We start from the raw sequence: 19,533 nt of genomic DNA, 5'->3' as shown, positions 1-19,533 counted from the left end.
GCGAGGTCTTCGCTGGCCGGCAGCGTCAGTTGCGGGCTTGTCTTGAGGCCGGGCTGCGCGACGGGAACCGGTTCCAGCGTTTCGAGTTGGAGCCGGGATCCACCGGCGACGGCCCCGCGCCTCGGCTCAGTGGCTGCGACCGTCGGGACGGTGCGCGGCGCGGCCGCACGCGGTGTGGCGGGCGGTTGCGCCGCGGCGGCCCGGCGCGGCGCGGGCGCAGAGGCAGCGCTGGGACGCGGCGACGACCCGTCGGCGTCGCGCGCGTGCGCGCGGCGGGCGCTCGCTGGGTGCTGCGCCGCGCCGGCGCTGCGGTCGGGCCTTCGAGGCCGGACGATGCGCCCCCTGCCGCAGCACGCGATGGCGCGCGCGCGGGCGCTCGCGCCGGGGTCTCGGACGATGCCCTTGCACCCGAAGGCGGCGCAAGGACGGGCAGCGCGGGTTCGGACGGAACGTCGGCCAGCAGCACATAGCTGCGCGTCGACTTCGTATCGCAGCCGGCACGCACGTTCACATTGACCACGGGTTCGTCCACGGCGACGGTGGAACGGATATGGATGCGCGGGCTGCTGGCCTTCGGCCCCGGCTCCAGCGATACAGTCAGGCTCCGATCGGCAATGCGGGTGTCCCCCTGCACGACCTCGGCTTCGAGGCACAACGCGCCCCCATCTTCGGCAGCATCCAGCGAAAGCGGAATCACCACATCCAGCGGCTTGCCGATCCAGACAGCCCCTTGGGGCCGCCCGATCGTCAAGGCAGGCGAGTCAAGTGCGAGCCCGAATAGAAAGAGGGCCGCCGCCAGGCGTGGGAGTTGCAAAATGGTTCGAAAAAAGTAATCGAAAGTAGACATATTCTGGCATGGGCATCCGTGCCAGCCATCCTCAGAGAGACAATTATCAAATGACTGTGAACTTTTCCAATGTGGGCATCATCGGTGCCGGTGCCATGGGGCGCGGCATCGCGCAGATCGCCGCGCAGGCCGGGAGCGAGGTCCTGCTGCTCGACAGCTTCGAGGGCGCCGCGGTCCGCGGACGCGATGCCATCCTCGCCCAGTGGCAGAAGCAGCACGAGAAGGGAAAACTGGACGAGGCGCAGCGCGATGCACTGTCCGCTCGTGTCCGCGCCGTCGAATCGGTCCAGGCGCTCGCCGGCTGCGAGCTGGTGATCGAAGCCGTGGTCGAAGACCTCGAGGTCAAGCGCAAGCTGTTCAGCGAACTCGAAGCGGTGGTCGCGCCCTCGGCCGTGCTGGCGACCAACACCTCATCGCTCTCGGTCACCGCCATCGCCGCGGTGATGGCGCATCCGCAGCGCATGGCGGGCTTTCATTTCTTCAACCCGGTGCCCCTGATGAAGGTGGTCGAGGTCGTGGCCGGCTTCAAGACCGAGGCCGAGGTTTGCCGCCGGCTCGCGGGCTACGCCGCGCAGATGGGCCACAGCGCTGTGCAGGCCAAGGACACGCCCGGCTTCATCGTCAACCACGCGGGACGCGGCTACGGCACCGAGGCGCTGCGCATCGCCGGGGAAGGCGTGGCGGACTTCGCCACCATCGACCGCATCCTCAAGGACCAGGCGGGTTTTCGCCTCGGGCCTTTCGAGCTGCTCGATCTGACGGCGCTCGATGTTTCCCATCCGGTGATGGAGTCGATCTACCGCCAGTACTACGAGGAGCCGCGCTTTCGGCCCAGCGTGATCACCGCGCAGCGGCTCGCAGCGGGTGCGCTCGGTCGCAAGACCGGCGAAGGCTTCTATCGCTATGTCGACGGTGCGGCGCAGTTGCCCACCGAAGCGCCGGTGCCGACGGTCGACGCCGCCCCGGCCGTCTGGGTCTCGCCCCGCGCAGCACGGCGGCCCGATTTGCTGCGGCTCGTGCATGCGCTGGGCGCGCAGCTCGAAAGCGGCGCCACGCCCTCGCCCGCCGCATTGATCCTGGTCGCACCGCTGGGCTTCGACGTCACGACCGTCGCCGCCGTCGAACGGCTCGATGCGACGCGCACGGTCGGCATCGACCTGATGGTGGACGATGCAGCCACCAAGCGCCGCGTGCTGGCCACCAATCCCGCGACGCGGCGCGACGTGCGCGATGCGGCCCATGCGCTTTTCGCGCGCGACGGCAAGGCGGTAAGCGTGATCCGCGACAGCGGCGGCTTCGTCACCCAGCGCGTGATAGGCACCATCGTGAACATCGCCGCCGACATGTGCCAGCAGCGCGTCTGTTCGCCCGCCGACCTCGACGTCGCCGTTCGGTTGGGCCTCGGCTACCCTCAGGGTCCGCTGGCGATGGGCGACCTGTACGGGCCGACGAATGTGCTGGAAGTGCTCTTCAACCTCCAGACCGTGTATGGCGATCCCCGTTACCGCCCGAGCCCGTGGCTGCGCCGTCGTGGCGCACTGGGCCTGAGCCTCACGCATGAAGAAGAGTAAGAGACACCGACCATGACCGCAGAACTGAAAAGCACGAGCGAAGGACAGACCTTGGTGCTCACGCTCTCCAACCCCTCGCAGCGCAATGCGCTGGGCCCCGAGATGTACGCGGCCGGCATCGAGGCGCTCAGCGGCGCCGAGAACAGCGACGAGATCCGAAGTGTCGTGCTCGTGGGCGAAGGCGCATGGTTCTGCGCCGGCGGCTCCTTGCAGCGCCTTTCGGCCAATCGCGAGCGCGAGCCCGCAGTGCAGGCCGAGAGCATCGAGTCGCTGCACAACTGGATCGATTCGATCCGCACCTTTCCCAAGCCGGTGATCGCGGCCGTCGAGGGCGCCGCGGCCGGCGCCGGCTTCTCGCTCGCCGCGGCCTGCGACTTCATCGTCGCCGCGCGCGATGCAGTATTCGCCGCCTCGTACAGCACCGTCGCGTTGTCGCCGGACGGCGGCTTGAGCTGGCATCTCGCGCAGGCACTGCCTCGGCAGCTCGCGAGCGAATGGCTCATGCTCGGAGGGCGCATCGAGGCACAGCGCCTGCATGCGCTCGGCCTGGTGAATGAGATCACCGAGAGCGGCCAGGCCTTGAGTGCGGCGCTCGCGCTGGCGAACCGCCTCAACGCACGCGCGCCCAACTCGCTGGCCAGCATCAAGGAGCTGCTGAGCGAGGCGCGAGGCGCAACACTGGCTTCGCAGCTGTCGCAGGAACGCGACCACTTCGTGCGCAACCTGCACCACCGCAACGCCGGCATCGGGATCGCCGCTTTCCTCGCCAAGGAAACGCCGCGCTACGAGTAGCGGCACGTCGCTCTCGCGACAACCCTCAGCTTTTCAGTCACGCACAGGACAGTCCATGGACGACCCCATTCTTACCATCGAAGAACGTGAAGCGATCAATGGTGGTCGCTGGTTCTCTTCTCTTTCTCCATCGCTTCGTCACGACATCCTCCGATGTGCTTTCGTCAAACGCTACAAGGACGGCGAGCTGATCGCTGCACGCGGCGACCCGCCCGAGCAGTGGATCGCTTGCGCCAAGGGCGCGGTGCGCGTGAGTTCGACGGCGGTCTCGGGCAAGCAGGTCACGCTGACCTATGTGGAGCCGGGCATCTGGTTCGGCGACGTGGCGATGTTCGACGGCGACCGGCGAACCCACGACGCCTACGCGCATGGCGAGACCACGATCCTTTGCGTGGCGCGCGCCGATTTCCAGAAGATCCTGTCGAACCATGTCGAGCTTTACGAGGCACTGATGCGCCTGCAGGCGCGCCGCATCCGCCAGCTCTTCGGGCTGGTCGAGGATCTCAACACGCTGCCCTTGCGCGCCAGGCTCGCCAAGCAGCTCATCCACCTGGTTCGCAGCTACGGCGTGCCGAACCTGGCGGACGGCAGCCAGATGCGCATCGGGCTGCACCTGGCGCAGGAAGAGCTGGCGCAGCTGCTCGGTGCCTCACGCCAGCGCGTGAACCAGGAGCTCAAGGCCATGGAGCGCGAGGATGCGATCCGCATCGAGCCGGGCGGCCTGGTGGTGCTGGACCGCGCGGCGCTGATGCGCATTTCCGAAGCCGATCAATAAAAGACAGCAGAGACATGACCCAGGACTTCGACAACTTCGTCGGCACCCGCGCCGTATCCAAGCAGCACGTCTTCGACGTCGATGCGCTGACCGCCTGGCTCAACAAGAACCTGGACGGCTTCAAGGGGCCGCTCACGGTCGAAATGTTCAAGGGCGGCCAATCCAACCCGACCTACAAGCTGGTCACGCCGACGCAAAGCTACGTGATGCGCGCCAAGCCCGGCCCGGTCGCCAAGCTGCTGCCTTCGGCCCATGCGGTCGAGCGCGAGTTCAAGGTCATGAGCGGCCTGGCCGGCACCGGCGTGCCGGTGCCGCGGATGTACCGCCTGTGCGAAGACGAAGCCGTTATCGGCCGCGCCTTCTACGTCATGGAATTCATGGCCGGGCGCGTGCTGTGGGACCAGTCGCTGCCGGGCATGAGCAATGCCGAGCGGGCCGCCGTCTACGACGAGATGAACCGCGTCATCGCGGCGCTCCACACCGTGAAGTTCGCCGAGCGCGGCCTGGCCGACTACGGCAAGCCCGGCAACTATTTCGAGCGCCAGATCGGCCGCTGGAGCAAACAGTACGTGGCCTCGATCACGCAGCCCATCCCCGAAATGGACCGCCTGATGGAATGGCTGCCCGCCCACATCCCGGCCAGCGCGCGCGACGAGAAGATGACCTCGATCGTGCACGGCGACTACCGGCTCGACAACCTGATGTTCCACGCCACCGAGCCGCGCGCGATCGCCGTGCTCGACTGGGAACTGTCGACGCTGGGCCATCCGCTGGCCGATTTCAGCTACCACTGCATGTCGTGGCACATCGCGCCGGGTTCGTTCCGCGGCATCGGCGGCCTCGACCTGAAGAGCCTGGGCATCCCGACCGAGAGCGAATACATCCGCAAGTACTGCGACCGCACCGGCATCACGACGCCCGAGGCGCTCGCGACCGACTGGAACTTCTACCAGGCCTACAACCTGTTCCGCATGGCCGCGATCCTGCAGGGCATCGCCAAGCGGGTCGAGGCCGGTACCGCGTCGAGCGAGCAAGCTGTGGCCTCGGGCCGCGGTGCGCGACCGATGGCCGAGATGGCCTGGCAATTCGCACAACGGGCCTGAGCCTTCCCCATTTCAAAGGAGACCCCATGGATTTCGAATATTCGGCCAAGACCAAGGACTTGCAGAAGCGCGTCACCGCTTTCATGGAAGACCACATCTACCCGGCGGAAGCCGAGTACGCGGCCGAATTGGCCGCCAACAGCGCGGCCGGCAAGCGCTGGACCGCGCTCAAGACGGTCGAGAAGCTCAAGCAGAAGGCGAAGACCCAGGGCCTTTGGAACCTGTTCCTGCCGGTCGACAGCGCCGCTGCCTCGGGCTACGAAGGCGCCGGCCTCACCAACCAGGAATACGCGCCGCTGGCCGAGATCATGGGCCGCGTGCCATGGGCCAGCGAGGCCTTCAATTGCTCGGCGCCCGACACCGGCAACATGGAAACCATTGCGCGCTACGGCTCGGACGAGATCAAGGCGCGCTGGCTCAAGCCGCTGCTGGAAGGCGAGATCCGCTCGGCCTTCGCGATGACCGAACCGGAGGTCGCGTCGAGCGACGCCACCAACATCGCCACGCGCGTCGAACGGCAGGGCGACGAGTACGTCATCAACGGCCACAAGTGGTGGATCTCGGGCGCGGCCGATCCGCGCTGCGCGGTCTTCATCACCATGGGCAAGAGCGACCCGGAGGCGCCGCGCCACTCGCAGCAAAGCATGATCGTGGTGCCGGCCGATGCCAAGGGCATCCGCATCGTGCGCCCGCTCAACGTGATGGGCTACGACGACGCGCCGCACGGCCACGTCGAGATGTACTTCGAGAACGTTCGCGTGCCGGCCGGCAACATGCTGCTCGGCGAAGGCCGCGGCTTCGAGATCGCGCAGGGCCGCCTCGGCCCGGGACGCATCCACCACTGCATGCGCCTGATCGGCCTGGCCGAACGCGCCCTGGAGTTGATGTGCAAGCGCGCCTCGTCCCGCATCGCCTTCGGCAAGGCCGTCGCCTCGCAGACCGTGACGCAGGAACGCATCGCCGAGGCGCGCTGCAAGATCGACATGGCACGCCTGCTCACGCTGAAGGCCGCATGGCTGATGGACGTGGCCGGCAACAAGGTCGCCAAGAACGAGATCGCGATGATCAAGGTGGTCGCGCCGAGCATGGCTTGCCAGGTGATCGACTGGGCCATGCAGGTGCACGGCGGCGGCGGCATGTCCGACGACTTCCCGCTCGCCTACGCCTATGTCGGCGCGCGCGCCCTGCGCTTCGCCGACGGTCCGGACGAAGTGCACCGCAATGCGATCGCCAAGTGGGAGCTGGGCAAGTACGCCCCCGGCAAGGGCGACAGCGACATGCCCGTCACGCGCTTCTGATCAGAGCTTCTTCTGCAGGAACAGGGCCGAGCCGAAGGCCGGGTCGAGCTGGTAGCCGGCAAAGCCTTCACGCTCGTAGGCGCGCAGCGCGCTGCGGTTGCCTGAGAGCACCTCGAGCGTGAGCTTGCAGGCGCCACGCGCGCGAGCCTCTTCCTCGACACGCGCCAGCATGCGCTGCGTGACCCGCTGGCCGCGGTGGCTGGCCAGCACGACCACATCGTGCACATTGACCAGCGGCTTGCAGGCAAAGGTCGAGAAGCCTTCGATGCAGTTGACGAGGCCGATCGGCTGCGCTGCGTCGTAGGCCAGCACGCTGAAGGCCTGCGGCCGCGCGGCCAGCGCCTCGGGCAGTTCATCCAGGACCTGGGACGCCAGCGGCGTGCCGCCGCCGGCGGGATCGCGCGCATAGCTGTCCAGCAGCTCGACCAGCGCACGCGCATGCGCCGGGTTGCGGTAATCGGCGAGCATGACGTCGATCACGCGTTCAACCCGCTTCGACGGCCGCCACCAGGCGTCTTGCACAGGCCTCGGCCTGCGCTGCGTCGCGCGCCTCGACCATCACGCGCAGCAGCGGCTCGGTGCCGCTGGCGCGGATCAGCACGCGGCCTGCATCGCCCAGTTCGGCCTCGGCGCGCCGGGTTTCGGCCGCCAGCGCCTGGTTGGCTTTCCAGTCCTGCCCCTCGGCCAATCGGACATTGATGAGCGTCTGCGGAAAGAGCGTGACATCGGCCAGCAGCTCGTCCACGCGTTTGCCGCTGCGCTGGCAGGCCTGCAGCACCTGCAGCGCACTCACGATGCCATCGCCCGTCGTGTGGCGATCGAGCGCGAGCAGGTGGCCGGAGCCCTCGCCTCCGAGCAGCCAACGGCGCTTTTCCAGCTCTTCCAGCACATAGCGGTCGCCCACGCGCGTGCGCACGAACTCGATGCCCTGCTTGCGCAGCGCAACTTCGACCGCCTTGTTGGTCATCAGCGTGCCGACCACGCCAGAAGGTTTCTCGCCGCGCGCGATGCGCTCCATCGCCATCAGGTAGAGCAGTTCGTCGCCGTTGAACAGGCGCCCGCTCGCGTCCACCAGCTGCAGGCGGTCGGCATCGCCGTCGAGCGCAATGCCGTAGTGCGCGCCCTGCGCCCGGACCGCATCGATCAGCGCCTGGGGATGCGTGGCGCCGAAGCCCTTGTTGATGTTTAGGCCGTCGGGCGCGCAGCCGATGCTGATCACGTCCGCACCGAGCTCATGGAACACTTGCGGTGCCACCTGGTAGGCAGCGCCGTGGGCACCGTCGACCACCAGCTTCAGACCGCGCAGCGTCAGGTCGTTGGCAAAGGTGCTCTTGCAGAATTCGATGTAGCGGCCCGGCGCATCGTTGAGCCGGCGCGCCTTGCCGAGCTGTGCCGAATCGGCCCAGACGGGCGGCTCTTCGAGCGCGGCTTCGACCGCCAGCTCCCATTCGTCGCTGAGCTTGGTGCCATGTGCGCTGAAGAACTTGATGCCGTTGTCCGGATAGGCGTTGTGGCTGGCGCTGATCACGACACCCAGGCTGGCCCGCTGTGCGCGCGTCAGGTAGGCCACGCCCGGTGTCGGCAGTGGCCCCAGCAGCACCACGTCGACGCCGGCCGAGTTGAAGCCCGATTCGAGCGCCGACTCCAGCATGTAGCCCGAGATGCGCGTGTCCTTGCCGATCAGCACGGTCGGGCGCGCCTCCGTCTTCTTGAGCACGCGGCCGACGGCATGCGCGAGCCGCAGCACGAAGTCGGGCGTGATCGGCGCCTGGCCGACCGTGCCGCGGATGCCGTCGGTGCCGAAGTATTTTCTTGTCATGGATGTGGCTCCTGCAGTGCTTGTTGTTGTCGTTTCATCGCGCGCCATACGGCCAGCGCGGCGACCGTTTCGCGCACATCATGCACGCGCAGGATCGATGCGCCGCGCTCGACGGCCAAGACCGCCGCCGCCACGCTGGGCACCATGCGCTCGGCCGCCGATTCGATGCCGGTGACGGCGCCGAGCGAGGACTTGCGCGACCAACCGATCAAGAGCGGCCAGCCGGCGGCGAGCAGCTCCTGCTGGCGTGCGAGCAAGGCGAAATTCTGCGCCACGGTCTTGCCGAAACCGATGCCCGGGTCGAGCACGATGCGATCCGAACCGACGCCCAACGCCAGCAGTTCCTTCGCACCCTGCGTCAGGAAGGCACGCACCGCGGGGAGCACGTCGCCCTCCATGGGGGCCGCCTGCATGGTCTGCGGGTCGCGGTGCATGTGCATCAGGCAGACACCGCACGAGGGATGCGCTGCCACGGCCTGCCGTGCGCCGAGTTGCCGCAGCGCCCACACGTCGTTGACGATGTCGGCACCGAGCTCCAGCACCGCGCGCATCACCTCGGGTTTGTAGGTATCGACCGAGACCGGCACGCCCAACTTCACCGCCTCGCTCACCACCGGCAGCATGCGATCCAGTTCCTCCGCCAGCGGTACGGCAGGACTTCCGGGCCTCGTGGACTCGCCGCCGATGTCGAGGATGTCGGCGCCCTCTTCCACCAGTTGAACGCAATGCCGCACCGCGGCTTCGGTCGAGGCATGGGCGCCGCCGTCGGAAAAGGAATCGGGCGTGACGTTGACGATGCCCATCACGCGCGGCTGCGCGAGGTCGATGGCAAAGCGCGTCGTGCGCCAGATCGTCATACGCCCTTCCAAAGAAAAAACGGGGCCAGAGGCCCCGTCGATAGCCAAAGCATCATGCTCAAGCCGCTGTCGGCGCCGGATCCGGGTTCACCGCCGGCGTACCGCCGCTGCCGCCGCCCGAGGGCGGGATGCGCGGCGTCCAGTCCTTGGGCGGACGCGGTGCGCGGCCGGCCATGATGTCGTCGAGCTGCTCGGTGTCGATGGTTTCCCATTCGAGCAGCGCCTTGGCCATGGCGTGCATCTTGTCGCTGTTCTCCTCGATCAGGCGGCGCGCCAGGGCGTACTGCTCGTCGATGATGCGGCGCACCTCGGCATCGACCTTCTGCATGGTCGACTCGCTCATGTTGGTGGTCTTGGTGACCGAGCGGCCGAGGAAGACTTCGCCCTCGTTCTCGGCGTAGACCATCGGGCCCAGCGATTCGGTCATGCCGTAGCGCATCACCATGTCGCGCGCGATCTGCGTGGCACGCTCGAAGTCGTTGCTGGCGCCGGTGGTCATCTGGTGCATGAACACTTCTTCGGCGATACGGCCGCCGAACAGCATGCTGATCTGGTTCAGCATGTACTCGCGGTCGTAGCTGTAGCGGTCCTGCGCCGGCAGGCTCATCGTCACGCCCAGCGCGCGGCCGCGCGGAATGATGGTGACCTTGTGGACCGGGTCGCACTTGGGCAGCAGCTTGCCGATCAGCGCGTGGCCGGACTCGTGGTAGGCCGTGTTGCGACGCTCTTCCTCGGGCATGACCATGCTCTTGCGCTCGGGGCCCATGAAGATCTTGTCCTTGGCCTTCTCGAAGTCCTGCATCTCGACCACGCGCGCATTGCGGCGCGCAGCCATCAGCGCGGCCTCGTTGCACAGGTTGGCCAAGTCGGCGCCCGACATGCCCGGGGTGCCGCGCGCGATGATGCTCGGGTTCACGTCCTGGCCGAGCGGCACCTTGCGCATGTGCACGTTGAGGATCTGCTCGCGGCCGCGGATGTCCGGCAGCGTCACGTAGACTTGGCGGTCGAAACGGCCCGGGCGCAGCAGCGCGGCGTCCAGGATGTCAGGGCGGTTGGTCGCAGCGACCACGATCACGCCGAGATTGGTTTCGAAACCGTCCATCTCGACCAGCATCTGGTTGAGCGTCTGCTCGCGCTCGTCGTTGCCGCCGCCCAGGCCCGCACCGCGCTGGCGACCGACGGCGTCGATTTCGTCGATGAAGATGATGCAGGGGGCGTTCTTCTTGGCGTTCTCGAACATGTCGCGCACACGGGCCGCGCCCACGCCGACGAACATCTCGACAAAGTCCGAACCGGAAATCGAGAAGAACGGCACCTTGGCCTCGCCGGCGATGCCCTTGGCCAGCAAGGTCTTGCCGGTGCCGGGCGGCCCGACCAGCAGCAGGCCGCGCGGGATGCGGCCGCCGAGCTTCTGGAACTTGGCCGGGTCCTTCAGGAAGTCGACGACCTCCTTCACTTCCTCCTTGGCCTCGTCGCAGCCTGCGACGTCGGCGAAGGTGACCTGGTTGTTGTTTTCGTCGAGCATGCGCGCCTTGCTCTTGCCGAAGCTGAAGGCGCCGCCCTTGCCGCCGCCCTGCATCTGGCGCATGAAATAGACCCAGACGCCGATCAGCAGCAGCATCGGACCCCAGCTCACCAGCAGCGTCATGAGGAGCGAGCCCTCTTCGCGCGGCTTGACGTCGAACTTGACGTTATTGGCGATCAGGTCGCCGACCAGGCCTCGGTCGAGGTAGGTGGCCGTCGTGCGGATCTTGCGGTCGTCATTGGTGATCGCGACGATCTCGCTGCCGCCCTGGCCTTCCTGGATGGTCGCGCTCTTGATGCGGTTGCTGCGGACTTCCTCGAGGAAGTCGGAGTAACCGACATTGCCGGCGCCGGCGACGCCGCGGGTGTCGAACTGCTTGAACACAGTGAACAACACCATCGCAATGACGAGCCAGACGGCAACTTTGGAAAACCACTGATTGTTCAAACGAAGCTCCAGTCGAAAGCGCGTGACACGAAAAACAAAAAACGCGCTAGGGCACGCAATTGGCACCCATTTTAGGCTTTTCAACCTGCGAAATGCCGGAATTTCCCTATAGCAGCCATAGGACGCGCACGGTTTTGGAGGCAAATGCCAGCCGGCGCCCGGGTATCAATTCGTATCGACGTTCTTGAGCCCGATGCCCACCATGAAGGTCTCCGACGATTTGTCGCGCGAAGCCTTGGGTTTCAAGGGCTTTACCACCCGGAAGTTGCTCTTGAACAGCTGCGTCAGCTCGCTGTAGCCGCTGCCGTGGAAAAGTTTGGCGACCAGTGCGCCTTCAGGCTTCATGTGGTGGCGCGCGAAGTCGATTGCAAGCTCGATCAGATGCGCGACGCGGGCTGCGTCGGCCGAGGCGATGCCCGACAGGTTGGGCGCCATGTCGGACACGACGACGTCGGCGAGCCGGCCGTCCATGGCCTGCGCAAGCCGCTCCAGCACTTCGGCCTCGCGGAAGTCGCCCTGCAGGAAGGTCACGCCCTCGATCGGCTCCATCGGCAGGATGTCGAGCGCGATGATGATGCCGTCCAGCTCGCCGGCCGCTGCCCCGCTCGGCGACAGCCTGCGCCGCACATACTGGCTCCAGGCGCCGGGCGTCGAGCCCAGGTCGACCACCAGTTGCCCCGGCCGGATCAGGCCCAGCGTCTCGTCGATTTCCTTGAGCTTGTAGGCCGCGCGGGCCCGGTATCCCTCCCGCGTGGCCAGCTTCACGTAGGGGTCGTTGATGTGGTCATGCAGCCACGCCTTGTTGAGCTTCTTGGCTTTGGGTTTGGGATTCATTGACGCTCGATAATACGGGGATGCCCGCCATTCAACTTACCCCTGCGCAGCGCAAGGTGCACCGCTCCGAAGCGCACCATCTGGACCCGATCGTCATGATCGGCGGCGACGGGCTGACGCCGGCCGTCAAGAAGGAAGCCGATGCCGCGCTCAAGGCCCACGGCCTGATCAAGGTGCGCGTTTTCTCCGACGACCGCCCGGCCCGCGAAGCCATGCTGCAAACCCTGGCCGAGGACCTGAACGCGGCGCCGATCCAGCACATCGGCAAGCTGCTCGTGCTCTGGCGCCCCATCCCCGAAAAAGCGCGCGAGATCGACGAGGACCGCATGCCGGGTCCGCGCGACGTCAAGGTGATCAAGTACAGCAAGCGCGGAGGACAGCGCCCGGAGATCAAGACGCTTCGGGTGCTCGGCAACCAGCGGCTGACGCCCGGCGGCACCATCAAGCGTGCCAAGGCCAAGAAGCCGCTGTCGGTCAAGAAGCGTCGCCAGGCGGACTGAGGATGCCGATCGAGCCAACGGCAGCGCCGCAGCGTCACATCCTCTGCATGAAATGGGGCACGAAATACGGGCCCGACTACGTCAACCGCCTCTACGCGATGGTGCGTCGCCACCTGAGCGGCGACTTCAACTTCGTCTGCCTGACCGACGACAGCCAGGGCATCCGAAGCGAGGTGCAGTGCTTTCCGATCCCGCCGCTGGACCTCGAGCTCAAGCCGGGACAGGTCGACCGCGCCTGGAAGAAGCTGACCACCTTCGAACGGGACCTCTACGGCCTGCGCGGCCGGGCGCTGTTCATCGATCTCGACGTGGTCGTCGTGGGCAGCCTGGACGCCTTTTTCGAGCATCCCGGCGAGTTCCTGATCATTCACGACTACGCCCGTCCCTGGCGGCGCCGGCGCATCACGGGCAATTCGTCGGTGTACCGCTTCGAGCTCGGCGCACATCCCGACGTGCTGGCGCATTTCCGCGAGAACATGGATGCGGTGCAGGCCGAGTACCGCAACGAGCAGACCTACCTGTCGGATTTTCTCTACCACCAGGGCAAGCTGGCCTACTGGCCGGCCGAGTGGTGTCCGAGCTTCAAGTACCACGGCATTCCGACCTGGCCCACCAACTACTGGCGCGAGCCCTTCGTGCCCGAAGGCGCGCGCATCATGGTCTTCCACGGGGAATGCAATCCGCCCGACGCGCTGGCCGGGCGGCGCAACCGGCGCTTCCGCTTCATCCGGCCGGCGCGCTGGATCACCAGCTTCTGGAAGGCCTGATCAGTCGGGGCGGCGCCCCATGCGCCAGAGCAGCACTCCGGCGCAGAGCCACTGGCCGAGGTACATGGCACTGCCGAGCGAGTGCCAGAGCCCGAGGTTCTCCCGCGCCAGGATGCGGGGCGCGACGGCGTATTCCTGCAGCAGCGCCAGCAGCAGTGCCACGACGATCCAGGCAACGGCGACGCGTGACGATCGATCCACGCGGTCTTGGATCTTCGACCTGAAATAGGTCAGGAGCGCCAGTCCGCAGGCCAACGCAACCCAGCTCTGGGCCGCGAACAGCCGTCCCGCGAAATTGCCCGCCATGGCCGGATTCCCGAGCTTGGCGAACAGCATCGGCACGACCAGGAAGCCGATCGTCGTCAGGCTGCCCCACCAGAGGGCTGCCAAAAGCAGCGCGACGCGGTCCTTCACCCGTGAATTCAGAGGTAGCTGACGCCGACGATCTCGTAGCGCTTCACCCCGCCCGGTGCCTGCACCTCGGCGGTATCGCCCTCTTCCTTGCCGATCAGCGCGCGCGCGATCGGGCTGGAGACGTTGATGAGGCCGAGCTTCAGGTCGGCTTCGTCCTCGCCGACGATCTGGTACTTGACCGCGTCGCCGCTGTCTTCATCTTCCAGTTCGACTGTCGAACCGAAAACGACCTTGCCGCCCGCATCGAGGTCGGAGGGATCGATGACCTGGGCGTTCGAGAGCATGCCCTCGATCTGCTTGATGCGGCCTTCGATCCAGCCTTGGCGCTCCTTGGCGGCGTCGTAGTCTGCGTTCTCGCTGAGGTCGCCCTGGGCGCGGGCCTCGGCGATCGCCGTGATGATGGCGGGCCGCTCGACGGACTTCAGGCGTTGCAGCTCGTCACGAAGTTTCTCCGCACCGCGCTTGGTAATCGGAATGGTGGTGGCCATGTTTTGTCTCTCCAGAAAGCGAAACCGCCGAACGCTGCCGTTCGGCGGTTCATGGAAGGAAAAAGATCAGACGAGTTGACGTCCGGTCAGCCGGCTCAGGATGGCGAGCGGGCTCGAATCGGGATTGTATTGCCTTGCGGCGGGCAGGTGCAGCGTCTGCTCGAGCATGTACTGGCCGGACATCACGGCATGCGAGGTCTGGTCCGAGAAGCACACCCATACCGATCCGGCCGGGAACGGCACGGTTTGCTGCTGCGCGTTCTTCTGGTACTCCAGGTCGGACTTCATGCCGTCGTGCAGTTGCAGCATCAGATGGTCGTATTCGCTGCGCAAGGACTTGGTGACGCGCAGCGCCCGCAGCATGCGGGCCTGCCAGCGCGAGTAAGGCTTGGCACGCGGCAGGAAGCGCTTGGCCACGGTCTCGAAGGGCTCACCGACCCGCCAGACGCGCGGCGCGCCCTCGGGATTGACATTGGTGAACACACGCAGGATGCGCTCGCCGTAGTTGGGGCGCGACGGGAACGAGTCGATGTGCAGCCGCCGGTCGTCGGCCCGCCACGACTGGACGCGTGTTTCCACCTGCGCCGGGCGGTAGCTGGTCGGCGCCAGCCGCAGGGCCGGCGTGTAGTGCGGCAGCAATCCGTGGATCAGCTGCTGCGACTGCGCACGAAAACGCCCGACCATTGCCGCCACGGCCTGCTGCACGCCCTCGTCGCCCGCCACGCCCTTCAGGCGCCCTTCGGCATCCAGACTGATGTTGCGGACGCCTGGCGACAGCACCGCGGGCGAGAACAAGGCCCGTTCTTCAGGCCGCAGCTCGAAGGGGAGCCGCGGGAAATACAGCACCTTGCCAGCCTCGAGCGCGGCGATCCACGCATCGTTCGGCGCAGCGCCGTTCCAGTCGGCCAGGTCGAGCTCGACGAGCTGCGTTTCCATGGACAACTCTTCAGGCGAGCGCGAACTGCGCGAGTTGCGCGTGCATTTCCTGGATCGAGATCACGTCGAGTTCGTCCATGTGCCGCATGCCTTCGACCGCGGCTTCGGCGCCGAAGATGGTGGTGAAGGTGGTCACGCGGGCCAGCAGCGCCGAGGTGCGGATCTGGCGCGAATCGGTGATCGCGTTGCGGCGCTCTTCCACCGTGTTGATGACCAGCGCGATCTCGTTGTTCTTGATCATGTCGACGATGTGCGGGCGACCCTCGGTCACCTTGTTCACCACGGCGCAGGCGATGCCCGCCGCGTTGATGGCGGCGGCGGTGCCCTTGGTCGCGATCAGTTCGAAGCCCAGCGCAGCCAGGCCACGCGCCACTTCCACCGCGCGTGCCTTGTCGTTGTTCTTGACCGAGATGAACACCTTGCCCGACTTCGGCAGATGCGTGCCGGCGCCGAGTTGCGACTTCACGAACGCCTCGCCGAAGGTCTTGCCCACGCCCATCACTTCGCCGGTCGACTTCATCTCCGGGCCGAGGATGGTGTCCACGCCGGGGAACTTGACGAAGGGGAACACCGCCTCCTTGACGCTGAAGTACGGCGGCGTGACTTCGCGCGTGACGCCCTGCGAAACCAGCGACTGGCCCGCCATGCAGCGCGCCGCCACCTTGGCCAGCTGGATGCCGGTGGCCTTGCTCACGTAGGGCACCGTGCGCGAGGCGCGCGGATTCACTTCGAGCACATAGATGACGTCCCGTCCGTCCTTTTCCTGGATCGCGAACTGCACGTTCATGAGGCCGACGACATTGAGCGCCTTGGCCATGGCGGCGCTTTGCCGCTTGAGCTCGGCCACGGTATCGGCCTTGAGGCTATAGGGCGGCAACGAGCAGGCGGAGTCGCCGGAGTGCACACCGGCCTGTTCGATGTGCTCCATCACGCCGCCGATCAGGGTGTTGCCCTCGGCATCGCGCAAGCAGTCGACATCGCATTCGACGGCGTCGTTCAGGAAGCGGTCCAGCAGCACCGGCGAATCGTTGCTGACCTTGACGGCTTCGCGCATGTAGCGTTCGAGGTCGCGCTGCTCGTGCACGATCTCCATCGCGCGGCCGCCGAGCACATAGCTGGGGCGCACCACCAGCGGATAGCCCAGTTGGGCGGCTTTCTCGAGCGCTTCCGCCTCGGTGCGCGCGGTCGCGTTCGGCGGCTGGCGCAGCTGGAGCTCATTCAGCAGCTTCTGGAAACGCTCGCGATCTTCGGCCGCGTCGATCATGTCGGGGCTGGTGCCGATGATCGGCACGCCGTTGGCTTCGAGGTCGAGCGCGAGCTTGAGCGGCGTCTGGCCGCCGTACTGCACGATCACGCCGGTCGGCTTTTCCTTGTCGACGATCTCGAGCACGTCCTCGAGCGTGAGCGGCTCGAAGTAAAGGCGGTCGCTGGTGTCGTAGTCGGTCGAGACGGTCTCCGGATTGCAGTTGACCATGATGGTCTCGTAGCCGTCCTCGCGCATCGCGAGTGCCGCATGCACGCAGCAGTAGTCGAACTCGATGCCCTGGCCGATGCGGTTGGGGCCGCCGCCGAGCACCATGATCTTCTTCTTGTCCGTCGGCGCGGCTTCGCACTCGTCCTCGTAGGTCGAGTACATGTAGGCGGTGTTGGTCGCGAACTCGGCCGCACAGGTGTCGACGCGCTTGTAGACCGGGCGCACGCCGAGCGCGCGCCGCTTCTCGCGGACCGCGGTGTCGGTGGTCCTGAGCTGCCTGGCGAGACGGCGGTCCGAGAAGCCCTTCTTCTTCAGCGCGAGCAGGGTGCTCTTGTCGATGTCGTCCAGCGACTTGGTTTCGAGCTCGAGCTCGATCTTCACGATCTCCTCGATCTGCACCAGGAACCAGGGGTCGATCTTGGTCAGCGCGAACACTTCGTCGACGGAGAGGCCCATGGCGAAGGCATCGCCGACGTACCAGATGCGGTCGGGGCCGGGCTCGCCGAGCTCTTTTTCGAGCACTTCGCGGTCCTGCGTCTTCTCGTTGAGCCCGTCGACGCCGACCTCCAGCCCACGCAGCGCCTTCTGGAACGACTCCTGGAAGGTGCGGCCCATGGCCATCACCTCGCCCACCGATTTCATCTGCGTGGTCAGGCGCGAGTCGGCCTGCGGAAACTTCTCGAAGGCGAAACGCGGGATCTTCGTGACCACGTAGTCGATGCTGGGCTCGAAGCTCGCCGGCGTGGCGCCGCCGGTGATCTCGTTGCGCAGCTCGTCGAGCGTATAGCCCACGGCCAGCTTGGCCGCGACCTTGGCGATCGGGAAGCCTGTGGCCTTGGAAGCCAGCGCGGAGGAGCGCGAGACGCGCGGGTTCATCTCGATCACGACCATGCGGCCGTCCTTCGGATTGATCGAGAACTGCACGTTGGAGCCGCCGGTGTCGACGCCGATCTCGCGCAGAACGGCCAGCGAGGCGTTGCGCAGGATCTGGTATTCCTTGTCCGACAGGGTCTGGGCAGGGGCGACCGTGATCGAGTCGCCGGTGTGCACGCCCATCGGGTCCAGGTTTTCGATCGAGCAGACGATGATGCAGTTGTCCGCCTTGTCGCGCACCACCTCCATCTCGTACTCTTTCCAGCCGAGCAGCGACTCCTCGATCAGCAGCTCGTTGGTCGGCGAGGCTTCGAGGCCGCGCTTGCAGATGGTCTCGAACTCTTCCGGGTTGTAGGCGATGCCGCCGCCGGTGCCGCCGAGCGTGAAGCTGGGGCGGATCACCACCGGGAAGCCGACCGTCTTCTGCACCGCCCAGGCTTCGTCGAGCGAGTGGGCGATGCCCGAGCGCGCCGAGCCCAGGCCGATCTTGGTCATCGCGTCCTTGAACTTCAGCCGGTCTTCGGCTTTGTCGATCGCCTCGGGCGTGGCGCCGATCAGCTCCACCTTGTACTTGTCGAGCACGCCGTTGCGCCAGAGGTCGAGCGCGCAGTTGAGCGCGGTCTGCCCGCCCATGGTCGGCAGGATGGCGTCGGGGCGTTCCTTGACGATGATTTTTTCGACCGTCTGCCAGGTGATCGGCTCGATGTAGATCACGTCGGCCGTGGCCGGGTCGGTCATGATCGTCGCGGGGTTGCTGTTGATCAGGATGACCTTGTAGCCCTCCTCGCGCAGTGCCTTGCAGGCCTGCACGCCGGAGTAGTCGAACTCGCAGGCCTGGCCGATGATGATCGGGCCGGCGCCGATGATGAGAACGCTCTGGAGGTCGGTGCGCTTAGGCATTCTTCTGTCCTTCTTTGTGACTTTGCATGAGTGCCGTGAAGCGGTCGAACAGGTAGCCGATGTCGTGAGGCCCGGGCGAGGCCTCCGGATGGCCCTGGAAGCAGAAGGCCGGCTTGTCGGTGCGTGCCAGGCCTTGCAGCGTGTTGTCGAACAGGCTGATGTGGGTGGGCCGCAGGTTGGCGGGCAGCGTCTTCTCGTCTACCGCGAAGCCGTGGTTCTGGCTCGTGATGCTCACGCGGCCGTTGTCCAGGTCTTTCACGGGATGGTTGGCGCCGTGATGGCCGAACTTCATCTTGAAGGTCTTCGCGCCGGAGGCGAGCGCCATGATCTGGTGGCCCAGGCAGATGCCGAAGACCGGAATGCCGGTTTCGATCAGTTCGCGCGTGGCCTCGATGGCGTAGTCGCAGGGCTCGGGGTCGCCCGGGCCGTTGGCCAGGAAGATGCCGTCCGGACGCAGCTTGAGCACGTCGGCCGCCGGCGTCTGTGCCGGCACTACCGTGATGCGTGCGCCGCGCTGGGCGATCATGCGCAGGATGTTCTTCTTGACGCCGTAGTCGAAGGCCACGACGTGGAACTTGGGCGTGATCTGCACGCCGTATCCGGCACCGAGTTTCCACTCGGTCTGCGTCCACTCGTAGGTCTCCTCGACCGACACCACCTTGGCCAGGTCGAGCCCGGACATGCTGGGTACGGCCCGGGCAGCGGCCACGGCCTTGTCGATCAGCGCCTGCGTCACGGCCTCGCCCGCAGCGAGGCCGAGGATGCAGCCGTTCTGGGCGCCGTTCGTGCGCAGATGGCGCGTGAGCTTGCGCGTGTCGATGTTCGCGATGGCGACCGTGTTGCCGCGCACCAGGTAGTCGGTCAGCGTGGCCGTCTTGCGGAAGTTGGACGCGACCAGCGGCAGGTCCTTGATGATCAGGCCAGCGGCATGGATCTTGTCGGACTCGATGTCTTCCTCGTTGACGCCGTAGTTGCCGATGTGCGGATACGTGAGCGTCACGATCTGCTGGCAATAGCTCGGGTCGGTCAGGATTTCCTGGTAACCGGTCATGGCGGTGTTGAACACCACTTCGCCAGTGGTGGCGCCTTGGGCGCCGATCGAGTTGCCGAGAAAGACCGTGCCGTCTGCAAGCGCCAGGATGGCGGGCGGGAAATTTCCCTTGAGAGACAAAAGCACTGGGATCTCCGGATGGATGACGCCCAAAGCGAACCCAAGAAGTGACTTTGGGCTGCGACTTTCGTCGAGGAGTTGGCTTGCGTGCGCTGTGGGCGGGGTGTGAGCGGGAAAGCCCTTGATTATAGCCGGCGCGGGC

Annotated in this window: 18 protein-coding genes; 7 read left to right on the top strand and 11 right to left on the bottom strand. The window is 66.3% G+C overall.

Going from position 1 to position 19,533, the window contains the following annotated elements; genetic code table 11:
• Positions 1–25: 25 nt before the first annotated feature.
• Entirely contained in the window at positions 26–847 is an 822-nt protein-coding gene (locus ACSQ86_RS12695) for a hypothetical protein (RefSeq protein WP_436308917.1), read from the bottom strand.
• Between the two features lie 50 nt (positions 848–897).
• Here ACSQ86_RS12695 and ACSQ86_RS12690 point away from each other — a divergent pair, with 50 nt between their 5' ends.
• From ACSQ86_RS12690 to ACSQ86_RS12670, 5 genes are read left to right on the top strand one after another with little or no spacing between them, the layout of a single operon-like run.
• The gene (locus ACSQ86_RS12690; protein WP_093107777.1) at positions 898–2,418 is read left to right on the top strand and encodes a 3-hydroxyacyl-CoA dehydrogenase; all 1,521 of its coding nucleotides are present in this window, start codon (positions 898–900) and stop codon (positions 2,416–2,418) included.
• Positions 2,419–2,430: 12 nt separating this feature from the next.
• Positions 2,431–3,210 (top strand): oxepin-CoA hydrolase, alternative type, encoded by a 780-nt coding sequence (locus tag ACSQ86_RS12685; RefSeq protein WP_436303876.1) that lies wholly within the window; start codon positions 2,431–2,433, stop codon positions 3,208–3,210.
• Between the two features lie 55 nt (positions 3,211–3,265).
• The gene (locus ACSQ86_RS12680; protein WP_093107781.1) at positions 3,266–3,985 is read left to right on the top strand and encodes a Crp/Fnr family transcriptional regulator; all 720 of its coding nucleotides are present in this window, start codon (positions 3,266–3,268) and stop codon (positions 3,983–3,985) included.
• Positions 3,986–3,999: 14 nt separating this feature from the next.
• Positions 4,000–5,088, top strand: coding sequence for a phosphotransferase (locus ACSQ86_RS12675; RefSeq protein ID WP_436303875.1), 1,089 nt, complete (start codon positions 4,000–4,002; stop codon positions 5,086–5,088).
• Between the two features lie 26 nt (positions 5,089–5,114).
• Positions 5,115–6,386 (top strand): acyl-CoA dehydrogenase family protein, encoded by a 1,272-nt coding sequence (locus tag ACSQ86_RS12670; RefSeq protein ID WP_436308916.1) that lies wholly within the window; start codon positions 5,115–5,117, stop codon positions 6,384–6,386.
• Here the strand turns inward: ACSQ86_RS12670 and ACSQ86_RS12665 are convergent, their stop codons facing one another.
• The 5 genes from ACSQ86_RS12665 to ACSQ86_RS12645 form a co-directional block, all read right to left on the bottom strand.
• Positions 6,387–6,854, bottom strand: coding sequence for a GNAT family N-acetyltransferase (locus tag ACSQ86_RS12665; protein ID WP_436306289.1), 468 nt, complete (start codon positions 6,852–6,854; stop codon positions 6,387–6,389). It abuts the gene before it with no gap.
• Positions 6,855–6,870: 16 nt separating this feature from the next.
• Positions 6,871–8,205: a phosphoglucosamine mutase gene (glmM, locus tag ACSQ86_RS12660; RefSeq protein ID WP_436303873.1), complete on the bottom strand. Its 1,335-nt coding sequence runs from the start codon at positions 8,203–8,205 to the stop codon at positions 6,871–6,873.
• Complete coding sequence (gene folP / locus ACSQ86_RS12655; protein WP_436308915.1) at positions 8,202–9,062, bottom strand: dihydropteroate synthase; 861 nt, start codon at positions 9,060–9,062, stop codon at positions 8,202–8,204. The genes glmM and folP overlap by 4 nt, the downstream gene beginning before the upstream one ends.
• Before the next feature lie 58 nt (positions 9,063–9,120).
• Positions 9,121–11,034 (bottom strand): ATP-dependent zinc metalloprotease FtsH, encoded by a 1,914-nt coding sequence (gene ftsH / locus ACSQ86_RS12650; RefSeq protein ID WP_093107792.1) that lies wholly within the window; start codon positions 11,032–11,034, stop codon positions 9,121–9,123.
• A 165-nt stretch (positions 11,035–11,199) separates the two neighbouring features.
• Positions 11,200–11,868 (bottom strand): RlmE family RNA methyltransferase, encoded by a 669-nt coding sequence (locus tag ACSQ86_RS12645; protein ID WP_093107794.1) that lies wholly within the window; start codon positions 11,866–11,868, stop codon positions 11,200–11,202.
• Between the two features lie 20 nt (positions 11,869–11,888).
• On the opposite strand from ACSQ86_RS12645, the gene ACSQ86_RS12640 reads away from it, so the two are divergent.
• Both ACSQ86_RS12640 and ACSQ86_RS12635 read left to right on the top strand, forming a co-directional pair.
• On the top strand, positions 11,889–12,368 hold the full coding sequence (locus ACSQ86_RS12640; RefSeq protein WP_093107796.1) for a YhbY family RNA-binding protein: 480 nt from the start codon (positions 11,889–11,891) through the stop codon (positions 12,366–12,368).
• Positions 12,369–12,370: 2 nt separating this feature from the next.
• Positions 12,371–13,135: a glycosyltransferase gene (locus ACSQ86_RS12635; protein WP_436303871.1), complete on the top strand. Its 765-nt coding sequence runs from the start codon at positions 12,371–12,373 to the stop codon at positions 13,133–13,135.
• Here ACSQ86_RS12635 and ACSQ86_RS12630 read toward each other — a convergent pair whose 3' ends face one another.
• The 5 genes from ACSQ86_RS12630 to carA form a co-directional block, all read right to left on the bottom strand.
• Positions 13,136–13,549: a DUF4149 domain-containing protein gene (locus ACSQ86_RS12630; protein WP_436303870.1), complete on the bottom strand. Its 414-nt coding sequence runs from the start codon at positions 13,547–13,549 to the stop codon at positions 13,136–13,138. It lies immediately after the preceding gene.
• Between the two features lie 8 nt (positions 13,550–13,557).
• Positions 13,558–14,037: a transcription elongation factor GreA gene (gene greA / locus ACSQ86_RS12625; protein WP_436303869.1), complete on the bottom strand. Its 480-nt coding sequence runs from the start codon at positions 14,035–14,037 to the stop codon at positions 13,558–13,560.
• 66 nt (positions 14,038–14,103) lie between these two features.
• Entirely contained in the window at positions 14,104–14,973 is an 870-nt protein-coding gene (locus ACSQ86_RS12620; protein ID WP_436303868.1) for a Kdo hydroxylase family protein, read from the bottom strand.
• Positions 14,974–14,983: 10 nt separating this feature from the next.
• Complete coding sequence (gene carB, locus ACSQ86_RS12615; protein ID WP_436303867.1) at positions 14,984–18,220, bottom strand: carbamoyl-phosphate synthase large subunit; 3,237 nt, start codon at positions 18,218–18,220, stop codon at positions 14,984–14,986.
• The gene (gene carA / locus ACSQ86_RS12610) at positions 18,213–19,397 is read right to left on the bottom strand and encodes a glutamine-hydrolyzing carbamoyl-phosphate synthase small subunit (protein WP_436303866.1); all 1,185 of its coding nucleotides are present in this window, start codon (positions 19,395–19,397) and stop codon (positions 18,213–18,215) included. Before carA ends, carB begins: the two co-directional genes overlap by 8 nt.
• Positions 19,398–19,533 lie beyond the last annotated feature (136 nt).

Origin of the sequence: Variovorax sp. LjRoot130 (assembly GCF_964253755.1) — a bacterium.
In the GTDB taxonomy this organism is placed as follows: Bacteria; Pseudomonadota; Gammaproteobacteria; order Burkholderiales; family Burkholderiaceae_C; genus Variovorax.
Note: the sequence above shows the minus strand (reverse complement) of the source record. Positions and strands in the feature narration are given on the sequence as shown.